The organism is Psychrobacter sp. UBA3483 (assembly GCF_002377905.1).
Taxonomy (GTDB): Bacteria; Pseudomonadota; Gammaproteobacteria; order Pseudomonadales; family Moraxellaceae; genus Psychrobacter.
Map to the genome: position 1 here is coordinate 65864 of NZ_DFQS01000059.1, position 12339 is coordinate 78202.

Here is a 12339-nt window from a genome sequence, read left to right on the forward strand (position 1 = left end):
CTCCTTTTTTAATGGATTGTCAATCAACGTTTAGAGTAATTTTTCGGCAGTTTTTACAAATCAGCCTTATCCTCTTGAGCGACAATCCGTTACAATCGCGATAGATTAGCGAGCTAAAATATTAAGTTAAATTTCTCGCTTTTCAATCCTATTTTATCGTCAAATAATAATAAATTGGCGTTATTTCTCTCGACTGGCTAGAGGTCTAAGTCTTTGTCACTTGCGTCATTAAAAACCGTATCGCTTCAGCGCTTCTCGCTCAATTTCGCGGCCAATATTATTGCCACCTTGTGGATGCTGGTCGGGTCGACGCGGGCGTTCTCTTGGGTAAAACCCACCTTTATCCAGTTTGCGGTATTCGCCATATTGGCACTGGGTAGTAATGTCCTATTCTCGTGGTTAGCCGCCGCAAATGGTAGCGTCTTTAATGAGCAAGGATTGGTCAGCTATTTAATTTGGCCGATGATTATTTTGCTCAGTGGCATTATTTTAGCCCGCCGCGCTGGTAACCAAGCGCTGGTTTTTGTCCCTGTCATTCTATGGCTGGTTGCCGATACGCTATCAGCGTTATTGCAAAGCCTCGTCCAGTTTTTTGGCAGCTATGGGTGGTTGCCAAGTTGGAGTTATTCTTTTTTACCTATTTTATTTTTAGTGCTGTTTTTATGGCAAACCCTCGCTTTATTATGGATATTTTTCCGCCGCCTGCGCATTTCTTGGTGGGAGAGAATCATTGTCTTAGTAGGAGCAGTGGCATTATTGACCATTTGGCAGCGCAACGTTGCCGACCAGCCGATATTTAAGCAGATTCCTGTTGAGCCAGTACTAGAAGAAGCGGCTTTGTACGAGCAGCCGCGATTATTGCAGCAAGCTTTAGACCGTATCGACCCGAGTATACCGGGTAAAAGCGACTGGTATTTTATGGGCGTGGCAGGATTCTCAGACCAAAACGTCTTTCGTTCTGAGATTAATAAAGTGCGTGAATTGTTTGACGTACGCTTTGGTACCAGTGGCCATTCGCTGGCATTGATTAATAATAATTATACGTGGCTAGATGAGCCAATTGCGACAAAAACCAGTATCTTGCGCGGGTTAAAAACCATCGGTCAGCGGATGAATGCTGATGAAGATGTGTTATTTCTTACCCTATCGTCACATGGTGATGAGAATATTATTCAACTAGAAAACCCACCATTAGCGATGGATAATTTAGATGCTACGTGGCTGCGTGAAGCGTTAGATACGTCCGGTATTCGCTGGCGGGTGATTGTGGTGTCGGCATGCTATTCAGGCTCATTTATCGATGAGTTGGCATCACCAACAACGGTGATTATAACCGCTTCCGCCGCTGATAAAATGTCATTTGGCTGCACCAATAGTGCTGAGATGACCTATTTTGGCCAAGCATTCTTTGCAGAAAGTTTGCGCGAAAACACCAGTTTTTCTGATGCGTTTAAAGATGCCGCTTACCGCGTGCAAGAACGTGAGCTTTATATGGGTTTTGAGCCATCAGAGCCGCAGATGGTCATTGGTAGCTTAATGGAAACCGCACTGCCAGCATTTGAGCAAGTACTGTTTGCTAAAACCCGTCCAGCACTCGCCAATATGACTAATCAGCCGAATTCTGTTAAGGTTATTCAAGCTCCTGATACGGCAAACATAATCGATAATCTGCCTGAAAATGACTAAGGCCTGCTGATAAATGAGATTTATGTCGCTACTAAGGCGCGCTTTTTGAATTTTTAAAATGCTACTTGAGTGACTGACTGACTTTAACTGACTTTACTTAATCACTTGTCGTTAACAGTTTGCTGGCTAATAGTAAGGATGGGCAGTTGTCACTCAGCGCTTACTTCATCTTGGATAAAAAGGATGTCACTTATGAATAATTCTTATAAACACAGTTTGTCTACCAACTCAAAGATTGAGCAAATCAGCGTCAATCGCTGCTTCGATGGCGAGCAGCATTATTATTGTCATGAGTCCACCGCGACCAAAACGCCGATGACCTTTAGTATTTATCTGCCAGATGAAGCGCTGGCTGGGCGCCGTTGTCCGGCTGTTTTATATCTCTCGGGTTTGACCTGTAATGCCGATAACGTCACCCATAAAGCGCATTTTCAACAAAAATGTAGCGAGCTTGGCATGATATTTATTGCGCCTGATACTTCTCCTAGAAGTCATGACGCGCTCGATGTCGCAAACGATGAGCGTTATTTTGTCGGGCAGGGCGCAAGCTACTATGTCGATGCCACGCAAGCACCCTGGGTAGAACACTTTAATATGCAAAGCTATATCGTTGATGAATTATACGATTTACTACGCTCAGAGTTTCCGATTGATAGTATCGGCATCACAGGCCACTCGATGGGCGGTCATGGAGCGTTACTATTGGGCTTTAAGTTCCCAAGTAAGTTTGTCAGTGTCTCCGCCTTAGCACCTGTTTGTGCCGCCAGTGAGTCGGCATGGGGGCAGGCCGCTTATACAGAGTACTTCGGCGATGATAAGTCGCTATGGGCGCAAGCTGACGCCTCACAGATGATTGTAGAAGTCGGCCAGCAGTACGCCAGTATTTTGGTCGACCAAGGCGCGGCTGATAATTTTTTGGCAGAAGGTCAGCTGCAAACGCCGAAGCTGCAAGCAGCGTGTGAAAAGGCCAAGCAGCCATTAACATTACGCTATCAGGCCGGTCATGATCATAGCTATTATTTTATTCAAACAGTGATTAATGACCATATCGAACACCACTGGCGTATGGCGCAAATGGGTTAAGCCTGTCCAATAATATCTGTCTACAAATAATAGCCGTCTAATAGCTGAGCGTATCGTCTGTCATATAACTTGACAGACGGTTACGCTGATTATTTAACCAAGCGCCTTTATTATTATAAAATAGATTGGTACAAAACAGATTGGTGCAAAATTGAGCGTGCTTGCCAATAGGCAAAACTTTTTTAAAGGTAAGTTTTATGATGAATAAGCTAACAGCGCCATCGAAGACAAATCTGGCTAACCGACAGCAGACGGCTCAATTATCGTTGGCAACCATGCAAGCGGATATGGCTGATATGAGGGCGGCTTTAAAAAATAAACAGCGAGCTAGTGTTGTTCAAAAAGAAAACATCAAATCAGAAACTCGCAAAGCAAAGTCAGCTAATACAGCTAATATTAACGCGCTTGATGCCGTGCAATTGTCGCGGGTGATAGAGATGGCGTGGGAAGACCGAACACCGTTTGAGGCAATAGAGCATAGCTACGCTCTAAATGAGACCGCAGTCATTAAGCTGATGCGCCAAGAGCTAAAGCCGTCGTCTTTTCGCTTATGGCGTCAGCGCGTCACCAGTCGTGCGACCAAGCACCAAGCAAAGCGTCCGTTTGATGTCGGTCGTGCGTATTGTAAAACCCAATATAAGCCGCGCTAACGCTTTTTTTAAAACGCCTTATTTAAAAGAATCGTCTAAATGTAGTATCTAAATACCAATCCTAGTGATTAAAAACGTTTTTATTAAACGTTTATACCAACCCAAATAGGTAACTCAACTATGACTAGCCCAGCCAATATGACTAGCCCAGCCAAACCCTATCTTATCGCGCCTTCTATTTTATCAGCTGACTTTGCCAGACTTGGTGAAGAGGTCGAAAAGGTATTGGAGGCGGGTGCTGATGTCATCCATTTTGATGTGATGGACAATCACTATGTGCCTAACCTAACCTTTGGTAGCATGATATGTCAGGCGCTGCGTGACCATGGTATCGAGGCGCCGATTGATGTCCATCTTATGGTATCGCCAGTCGATGGCATGATCGAGCAGTTTTTAGAGGCGGGTGCGAGTATTATCACCTTCCACCCAGAAGCCAGTGCTCATATTGACCGCTCTTTGCAGCTGATTAAAGATGGTGGCGCTGAATGCGGTTTGGTATTAAACCCCGCAACGCCACTGCATTATTTAGATTATGTGATGGACAAGGTTGACCAAATCTTACTTATGAGCGTTAACCCTGGATATGGTGGTCAATCGTTTATTGAGGGTACCTTAGATAAAGTTCGCCAAGTCCGTCAGCGTATCATTACCAGTGGTCGCGATATTAGACTAGAAGTAGATGGCGGCATCAAAGCAAGTAACATCCGCGCGATTGCCGAAGCAGGCGCTGATATGTTCGTCGCTGGTTCCGCTATTTTTAATCAAGAAGATTATAAATCTGCCATCGACGCTATGCGCGCCGAATTAGCCTTGGCAAATGGTTATTAATCCCCATTTATAACTATTAGTAAGAGTGTTAAGGTTATAATGATGGACTCGATAAGCCATATAAAGGTGAAATATGAATACGCAAAAGCCTATTAACTCGTTAGTATCGCCTGAGCCTGTGAAAGAAAAACAAGCCCCAAGCTTAGTACCTAAGGGTCTCACTATAGGCATGGCAGCTTTTGCCTTGGTGCTTAGCCTCGCTGGTTATGGTTTTCGCCTGCTGATTGGCGATGATGTCGGAGAAGTGCTGCGTCATGCAGCAGTGATAGTGCCAGCCTTTATGATTGGTATTCCGCTATTTTTCTGGCTCGGTTCACGCATTTTAAATAAGCTCAAAGGTTTACATATCGCAAGCTGGAATGCCATTAGCTTGGGCTATTTAACCTCTTGTATAGCCATGCTTTGGTTAATGGGCACTTATAGTTAATAATTGGCTGCTGTTAGCGCTTTAACATGGTTATCTTTTAAAACTTTGTCTTTATGGCATTCATCGATTTCTACTTTTTAATAAGTCGTGCTTTATGATGCGACTGGACACTTGCTAGTATGGCTACTTCCTCTAAGAAAATCACCGATATCATTTTCCCAAAAGAGCTTCCAAACAGTTTGTTTATTTTACTGATTATCGCCTGTTTACTCTTAGGCTTATCCTACCTGCGCCATGGTACCGGACTGCAAGGCTGGCTACATGTCTTTGAAAATTGGCTACTTATGTTGCTCATTATCCCGACCGCCACCGCTACCGTAGCCTTACCGTTCAAATATCGCGACCCGTCGCTCGAGCTCAAGCAAATGTATTATCTGGGGATGTTTGTCGCTTTCTTATTTACCTTAGCGAAATTACGCTATTGGCGTTAAGAGCGATTTAGCTCGTTCATAAGGTTGATAAGTAGTATTAAATAGTATTTATGTAAAACACTTACGCGTCAGGCCTTGAATTGTCGGCGCAAAGCGTCCATTGTATAAGTAAGATAGTTTTGCCCGAATATCTGTAAAACTAAGATTTTATAAACGAAGTCAGCGCCTTTTTACAGACATAAAGCGGGATAATAAGGAAAAAATAGATGCCATACGATATTGATAATGAAATAGAAGTAGATAACGATAGTCGAGATCAGTTCGCTGGATTTGCTAAAGAAACCACGCTTGAGTTGGTTGAAGCAGCGGATGGCAAATTGCTGCTACGTGATGCCGAGGAAGAAGAAGCGCCGCTGATGACCATCGATTTTTCTGATAAGCTGAAAGAAATATTAGGCAGCGATACCCAAGCGATTGGTCAGCATATGATTCATGCTGCGATTCAGGTCATTATGCAAAAACAGATGAGCCAGTGGCATGCCCATGTCTATGACAAAGAACCCACTCACTATAGCTAAAGCTAATCAGGCTGATAGCCTCTAAATTTATAGCTTATAAATCTGTAAGAACGAAATATAATAGCTGGTTAAAATAGTGTATGGTTGAAATGGTTGTTGGGTCAAAAACTGGCAATAAAAAAGGGTTTATCATTTGATAAACCCTTTTTTTGTTCAAATAATTTAATAATAAACTATTTGATTTTTGCTTCTTTAAAGATCACGTGCTGGCGTACTTTTGGATCAAACTTTTTGATTTCCATTTTGCCAGGCATAGTGCGCTTGTTTTTGGTAGTGGTGTAGTAATACCCAGTACCAGCAGTTGATACTAATTTAATTTTATCTCTCATGATAGCTTTCCTGTAAATGAGGGGTCTTCAAACGATAGGTACGAGTGCAAAAAGGACAGTTGCTACAAAGAACGTAGCCAAAAAGCAGCTTAGAGCGTGAAAATTATCGACCACTCAAGCCGCTTATCTTAACTTATACTTTTTGACCTTGTGCGCGTAGATCCGCTAACACTTTGTCGATACCAAGTTTGTCAATGATGCGCATACCTTTGGTAGACACACGTAGACGTACAAAGCGATTTTCAGACTCTACCCAAAAACGATGGTTATGAAGGTTTGGTAGAAAGCGACGACGGGTTTTGTTGTTTGCGTGCGAAACATTATTACCCACCATAGGGCGCTTTCCAGTCACTTGGCAAACTCTAGACATGGCGAACTCCTAATCTATGAGGTATGAGGGATTCTCATACCAGTCTGGGCAAGTTGCACGTTTTTGCGGCATGGACACAGCAAGCGGCAGCTTTGCACCAAACAAAACTATTATGAAGGTTGAGCTGATATTACTGTCATCTAAAGGCAAATAACAGGCAAACCAATTCAGAAAATTTTAAAGCCGACATTTATACCATAAAACTAATGAATACTCAAATATTTTTATAATAATCGCTGCTTTAAACGATAGCTATTATACCCTGAATTGCACAGGCTATGTTATTGATTATTTAATAGTAAAGATGCATTTTTTAGTTGTAAGTTGTAACAAAAGTCAGTAAAGTTGCGGTTATATATTTAATACAATCTGTTAATACAACTGTTATCATTGTAAGTGTGTGTATCTTTACTTAAATAGATGATTGCCATCACGGAGTTTCAAAATGTCTTATAGCTCGCTACCCATAACTTCTAAGCTATTCCAGCTTACCTTTTTGACTTGTGCATTGGCTTTAGCAGGTTGTGGTGGTGGGGATGGTACTGACGTGATTGCTCCTACACCTGATCTAGGTCCTGAGAAGCCTAATAATGGTACAGATAGTTCTATAACCAACACTTCAGAAATATATATATCTTCTGAGAAAAATCAGTTATTGACAGGTAAAGATAAAACTACACTCAATATTAGAGTGACAGACGAAAATGGTGGTATCGTAAGCGGGGTGCCTATTAATATTAGTATCGCCGATGCTGCTATATATGGTCTAGCTTTAGATGGTGCTTCTAATCAAATAACTGATGAAAAAGGCTTGGTTACAGTCGATATATTACAGAGTATGCAGGGAATAGATTCTCAATTAAATCATGAAAGTATAGTTACCGTTACTGCTAATGGTACTCAAGGGATTGTTACTCAAACATTACCTGTTATCGTATCAGGCACAACTGCAAATAATGTAGTTTCATCTAAAAATACAGTAAATGCAGGAGAGAATTTTAGTATATCAGGACAAATATTAGATGGCGTAGGAAATCCAGTCGCTAATGCAGAAGTTGTTTTATACAGTAATGACAAGCAGGTAGGTACTGGAGTCTTAGATAATAGCGGTAACTTTCTGTTTGATTTAAACTCTTCTAACTTAGAAGCCTTAAATAATAATTTTTTATTCAGTATTGAAGTTAAAGGGAAGAAGATAAATCAACGAATCCCCGATGTATTAACAGTAGTATCGACGGATAGTTCGAGTATCAGCTTTTCAAAGAGTCCTGATATTATAGTTGGAACAAAGCAGAAAATAACTCTGAATACTCCAAAGGCTAAAAATGGAGATGTTGTTTATATATCAACTAATAAAGGTGAGATTCTAGTTAATCAGAGCGAAACTCAAGGAAGTTCACGTCGCGCATTAACGGTTATGAATGGAAAAGTAGAGTTTTACATCGATTCAAATGTATCTGGAAAAGCCATATTAAGAGCAGAATATGGTAGTGAAACTAGAGAAAATATACTCACCTTTGTTTCGATTAATCCAACTAAACTATTATTGCAAACTGAACGTTCTATAGTAAGTGTAGGAGGGTCTACACCAGTCATCGCACGTGTACTTGATAAAAATGATGCACCAGTAAAAAATGCTATTGTGCAATTTACTACTATTAGAGATTCATCAGGTGGCAGTCTAGGTCAGGGCGTTGCTTATACTGACGATAGTGGCGTAGCGACTGTACTATATAACGCAGGTTCAAATCCAACCAGTACCAATGGCGTTGAGATAAAAGCTCAAGTACAGTCTGTTAAACTACCGAATAATCAAGAAAAAGTAGTTAATCCGATTCAAGCTACTTCATCAATTACCGTTCAAACAAAGTCTACCTATATAAGCTTTGCCTTTGCAGATAAGGTATCTAGTGATGATAGTGAAGTTTATTATTTCCGCAGAGGATCAGCTAGCGTCCTTAATAGTTCTGGTAAACCTGCTATAAATCAACAGGTAACCATCAATTTAACGCCAGATAGCTATTTAAAAGGCTTTTACGAAATTATTGATGACGCATCTGGAGGTAAGTCTTGGAATAGAAAGGACGTTTCCTGTGAAAGTGAGGACAAAAACAACAATGGTATTTTAGATCCAGGTGAAGATTTTAATAATAATAAGCAACTAGACCCTATTAATGTGGCGGCAGTACTTACTGATAGTGGTCAAGAAATAGGTTCTGGTAAGAACTTCAATTTTATTACCGATGATAACGGACGAGTTGACTTTTCAATACGTTACCCCAAGCAATATGCTAACTGGTATAGAGCTAAGGTTACTGTCAATACTCGAGTTGATGGGAGCGAATCACAACAGTCAAGAGTAATTGACTTTCCAGCTTCAGTAGATGATATTGATATTAGCGTACCATTGCGTCCAAATACTAATAGTCCATTTGGTATAGTTCGAAACTGCTCTAGTCCTGAATAGTATTAACTCTTATAAATAAAACCCCCAACGCGGGGCTATATCTAGTTATATATGTATAAATCTATTATTAATGTTTATTAGGTCTTTTGTGTCATAGCTCATAGGTTTTAATTGTTTTTATAATATATAAAAACAATTAGCTAAAAACCCAACTAATCTTAGTTGGGTTTTTAGTATCTAATGAAAGCTGATATATGTTATTGCTGAATAAAATGTAGCCAAAAAAGTGATAAATTAAAGTGCTCTTAACATGAAGATAAAATCACGGATTCCAATTTAAGATGGTTAACAATAAGAATTATAGCGATTTAATATTTTCCTTTGTGTTACTTAAATATCTAGCCTAACACTAAAACTCACCCTAAAGCCCGATCAACCAACGCATCGGTAAGCTGAACTTGCGTCTCTTGAGACTGCTTTAGCTTTTCTTTTAGCTGATCGCAAATAGCCATTAGCTCATCAAGTTTGGCAACTATTTGCTGTTGTTCAGCTAAAGGTGGTAAAGCTATATTTAAGGCTCTGACCTGATTTCTAGAGACGTTTTTCATAGAACTGCTAGTACCTCCCGCTACCTCTGCATAATACTGGCGAGAATAATTACTATTATTCACTAAGTTTATATATCCGCTAAATACATTTTTAGTAAAATTAAAACGAATGATTTTGTCACTCATCATTAGTTTCTCTGGTGTGTTTTTTGGAACAACCACAGAACGTGCTACTAAATCAGCCGTATTAGCCCTAGAAATAAGAAAATCACCAGCTTTCACTTCATACTGAGGTTTTGGCTGTAGATAGTTTGGCAAAGCTTTATTTTCATCAGGCTGATATTTACCCCAAGTTACAGCACTTACCTTAAGTACACCCCAATTGTCTCCTTCTTTTGGCGTAGGATCACATTTGGGACTCCAACCAGCCTCGGAGCTTAAAGATAAATTATCTATTTGACACCATTCCCATCCTTTTGGGAGCTCAAAAGTTTTTTCATCATCCGTGATAACAGGTAAAGGCTTTTCTTTCTTAATCTTCTTCTCTTTAATCAACTGCTCTTTTTCTTTAGCAATCTTTTCTAACAACGCTGAAGCAGGTTCATCGTTTTGATTCTGCGGAACTAATTTACCCATTACCGCCAATTGCAGCACAGTTTGCTTTAGAGCTTCGATGCTTTGCTCAGTGGTAAATAGGCTATCAAAATGCTCAGCAATTCTCGCCCAGTTTTGTGCCAGCTCATCAGCGTCAGCACTATCTGTCAACGTGGCTAATAAGACTTCTACAAGCGTCGCTTGAGCTTCGATACTAGCTTCGGTCTGCTGCTCTAGCTGGTCACATAGCAGCATGAGCTCATCGACTTTAGCGACGATACGGTGTTGTTCTGCAAGGGGTGGTACGGGAACTATAAAGGGATTAATATTAGTAGCTGTCACTTGAGGTTGTGCGCTTCCTGTTACTATTTGAGCTTTATCAGATGCTGAGATCGAATAGTAATAGAATTTCTGACTTAAGTACTTCCAGTTGTTCTCTAAAACAAGAGTATTACTTGTTATAAAACATCTTGGTGGAGAAAGATTTGCTTTACCACTATAAGCACCACGACATGAGACTAAAAGCTGTGGTTTCTCATAATTATATATCTTATATTTTCCTATAATCCCATTCGCACCAAAAACATCATAGCCACTTTCAGTTAGCTTTGAAATAGGAAGCCCTTTGCCATAAACGACATTAAATAAATTTGCAATTCTAGTCCAAACCCAACCTTCTGGAAGCTCATAGGGCTCTTCGCTCTTAGTAACTTCTTTCAATGACTTTTTAGCGTTTTTAATCTTACCATCTTCTAATAACTGAGCTCTTTCAACAGCTATTTTCTCTAATAAAACAGACGCAGGCTCATCATTAGCATCTTGTGGTACTAGCTTTCCATGTACTGCTAACTCCAAGATCAGCTCACGTAATTTAGTAATACCATACAGCTCATACTTTTTGCTGCTGCCACGCCCACTAGTAGACTTAGCCAAGATAGTGCTGGTCCAGATATCGATATGTTCGGTAATTAGCTGTTTTGGCCTGCTCATGTCTTTACTCATTTCTAAGCTTGTCTTTAGATTCATAGCTATTTGTCCTCTGTCGTATTAGTAGACAGTGCAGTGCCCAGTACATCTTTTAATTGGCTGCGTAACGTATCGATACTCTGTTGTTGTTTGGCATAGTCAGCCAATAACTTATTAGGGTCATAATCAATGACTTCACCTTGGTAGGGGTTTGAGATATCGAGGTTGTAATTGCGCTTGATGACCTCTTCAATGCTGACCTTCCAAGCGTGATCGTTTTCGACACGACTGGCAAAACCGTCAGATTCATCACCCCACCAGTCAATCTCGGTTTGAAACTCTTCAAACTTCATTGGTTTGGTTTTGCTGTAGTTTTTGACGCCTTCAGGATAAGGATGCTCATAAAACCAAATATCTTTGGTTGGCTGACCTTTGGTAAAGAAGAGAATATTGGTTTTAATACCCGTATAAGGGTTAAACACACCGTTTGGTAAGCGCACGATGGTGTGCAGATTACATTCTTCTGTCAGCATTTTCTTCAGCTTAGTTTTCACCCCTTCACCAAACAAAGTACCATCAGGCAATACGACAGCAGCGCGACCTTTATCTGCCAAGACTTCAATGATTAATTGTAAAAATAAATCTGCCGTTTCGCGTGTTTGGAACTCAGCAGGGAAGTTCTTTTCGATACCGTGCTCTTCAGTGCCGCCAAAAGGCGGATTAGTTACGATGACATCAATATCACTGTCCCAGCTCGACAGCGGCTTATTTAGGGTGTTATCGTGGCGTATCTGTACGGGTACTTCGATGCCATGCAGCATCATATTGGTTGTACAGAGCAAATGCGGCAGTTGTTTCTTTTCAAACCCCAAAATCTGCTGCTGTAGCGCTTGATGATCTTCAGCAGTTTCAACATAGTTGTTTTTGACATGATCAAACGAACAGGCCAAAAACCCACCTGTACCACAAGCTGGATCCATAACTCGCTCACCCAGCTTTGGATCGACACGGTCAACGATAAAGCGTGTCACTGCACGCGGCGTATAAAATTCACCTGCATTACCCGCACTCTGTAAATCGCGTAGCAGTTGCTCATAGATATCACCAAACAGATGACGCTCATCTGAACGGTTAAAGTCCACTTCGTTAAGCTTATTGATTACTTGGCGTAGTAGCGTGCCGTTCTTCATGTAGTTGTAAGCATCGCTCAAACCTTGACGCACGACAAAGCCACGTGGGTTAGTATCTACTGGCGCGGTAAGGTTTTTTAGCTCAACGAATATTTCATCGTTGACGAAATCTAGTAACTCATCACCAGTGATACCTTCGGGATCAGCCGCCCAATTACGCCAAAGGTATTTCTCAGGGATGGGGGTCTTATAGTTTTCTTGTTCAAACTCAAGCGCTTCTTCTTGTGCATCAAATATCTTGAGAAACAATAACCATGACAATTGGCTTAGACGTTGGGCATCACCATCAACACCAGCATCTTGGCGCATGAT

Annotated in this window: 12 protein-coding genes; 8 read left to right on the top strand and 4 right to left on the bottom strand. The window is 40.9% G+C overall.

All coding sequences use genetic code 11. The annotated features are described in order from the left end of the window. Positions 1-213 precede the first annotated feature (213 nt). From B2866_RS11275 to B2866_RS11305, 7 genes are all read left to right on the top strand, one after another. Positions 214-1686 carry a C13 family peptidase gene (locus B2866_RS11275; RefSeq protein WP_296194244.1) on the top strand — a complete coding sequence of 491 codons (1473 nt, stop codon included), beginning with the start codon at positions 214-216 and terminating at the stop codon, positions 1684-1686. A 192-nt stretch (positions 1687-1878) separates the two neighbouring features. Continuing rightward, positions 1879-2769 carry an S-formylglutathione hydrolase gene (gene fghA, locus B2866_RS11280; RefSeq protein ID WP_296194247.1) on the top strand — a complete coding sequence of 297 codons (891 nt, stop codon included), beginning with the start codon at positions 1879-1881 and terminating at the stop codon, positions 2767-2769. Positions 2770-3164: 395 nt separating this feature from the next. Next, the gene (locus B2866_RS13230; RefSeq protein WP_313474379.1) at positions 3165-3419 is read left to right on the top strand and encodes a TIGR03643 family protein; all 255 of its coding nucleotides are present in this window, start codon (positions 3165-3167) and stop codon (positions 3417-3419) included. A gap of 138 nt (positions 3420-3557) precedes the next feature. Further along, positions 3558-4247 (top strand): ribulose-phosphate 3-epimerase, encoded by a 690-nt coding sequence (gene rpe, locus B2866_RS11290; protein ID WP_296194282.1) that lies wholly within the window; start codon positions 3558-3560, stop codon positions 4245-4247. A gap of 73 nt (positions 4248-4320) precedes the next feature. Then, entirely contained in the window at positions 4321-4674 is a 354-nt protein-coding gene (locus B2866_RS11295) for a hypothetical protein (protein WP_296194253.1), read from the top strand. Between the two features lie 119 nt (positions 4675-4793). Continuing rightward, entirely contained in the window at positions 4794-5105 is a 312-nt protein-coding gene (locus tag B2866_RS11300) for a hypothetical protein (RefSeq protein WP_200661857.1), read from the top strand. 206 nt (positions 5106-5311) lie between these two features. Further along, positions 5312-5623: a hypothetical protein gene (locus tag B2866_RS11305; RefSeq protein WP_068403843.1), complete on the top strand. Its 312-nt coding sequence runs from the start codon at positions 5312-5314 to the stop codon at positions 5621-5623. Positions 5624-5796: 173 nt separating this feature from the next. On the opposite strand, the gene rpmG is transcribed toward B2866_RS11305, so the two are convergent. Both rpmG and rpmB read right to left on the bottom strand, forming a co-directional pair. Next, complete coding sequence (rpmG, locus tag B2866_RS11310) at positions 5797-5952, bottom strand: 50S ribosomal protein L33 (protein ID WP_010201403.1); 156 nt, start codon at positions 5950-5952, stop codon at positions 5797-5799. Positions 5953-6085: 133 nt separating this feature from the next. Continuing rightward, positions 6086-6322, bottom strand: a complete 237-nt coding sequence (gene rpmB / locus B2866_RS11315) for a 50S ribosomal protein L28 (protein ID WP_057761372.1) — start codon at positions 6320-6322, stop codon at positions 6086-6088. Between the two features lie 445 nt (positions 6323-6767). Here rpmB and B2866_RS11320 point away from each other — a divergent pair, with 445 nt between their 5' ends. After that, positions 6768-8789, top strand: coding sequence for a hypothetical protein (locus B2866_RS11320; RefSeq protein WP_296194257.1), 2022 nt, complete (start codon positions 6768-6770; stop codon positions 8787-8789). Between the two features lie 356 nt (positions 8790-9145). On the opposite strand, the gene B2866_RS11325 is transcribed toward B2866_RS11320, so the two are convergent. Both B2866_RS11325 and B2866_RS11330 read right to left on the bottom strand, forming a co-directional pair. After that, on the bottom strand, positions 9146-10897 hold the full coding sequence (locus B2866_RS11325; protein WP_296194260.1) for a restriction endonuclease subunit S: 1752 nt from the start codon (positions 10895-10897) through the stop codon (positions 9146-9148). Positions 10898-10899: 2 nt separating this feature from the next. Further along, entirely contained in the window at positions 10900-12336 is a 1437-nt protein-coding gene (locus B2866_RS11330) for an N-6 DNA methylase (RefSeq protein ID WP_296194284.1), read from the bottom strand. Positions 12337-12339 lie beyond the last annotated feature (3 nt).

Bases quoted from the DNA above. Each gene is read 5' to 3' on its own strand.
- fghA (WP_296194247.1), top strand. From the start codon at position 1,879: ATGAATAATTCTTATAAACACAGTTTGTCTACCAACTCAAAGATTGAG.
- rpe (WP_296194282.1), top strand. From the start codon at position 3,558: ATGACTAGCCCAGCCAAACCCTATCTTATCGCGCCTTCTATTTTATCA.
- B2866_RS11295 (WP_296194253.1), top strand. From the start codon at position 4,321: ATGAATACGCAAAAGCCTATTAACTCGTTAGTATCGCCTGAGCCTGTG.
- B2866_RS11300 (WP_200661857.1), top strand. From the start codon at position 4,794: ATGGCTACTTCCTCTAAGAAAATCACCGATATCATTTTCCCAAAAGAG.
- B2866_RS11305 (WP_068403843.1), top strand. From the start codon at position 5,312: ATGCCATACGATATTGATAATGAAATAGAAGTAGATAACGATAGTCGA.
- rpmG (WP_010201403.1), bottom strand. From the start codon at position 5,952: ATGAGAGATAAAATTAAATTAGTATCAACTGCTGGTACTGGGTATTAC.
- rpmB (WP_057761372.1), bottom strand. From the start codon at position 6,322: ATGTCTAGAGTTTGCCAAGTGACTGGAAAGCGCCCTATGGTGGGTAAT.
- B2866_RS11320 (WP_296194257.1), top strand. From the start codon at position 6,768: ATGTCTTATAGCTCGCTACCCATAACTTCTAAGCTATTCCAGCTTACC.
- B2866_RS11325 (WP_296194260.1), bottom strand. From the start codon at position 10,897: ATGAATCTAAAGACAAGCTTAGAAATGAGTAAAGACATGAGCAGGCCA.
- B2866_RS11330 (WP_296194284.1), bottom strand. From the start codon at position 12,336: ATGCGCCAAGATGCTGGTGTTGATGGTGATGCCCAACGTCTAAGCCAA.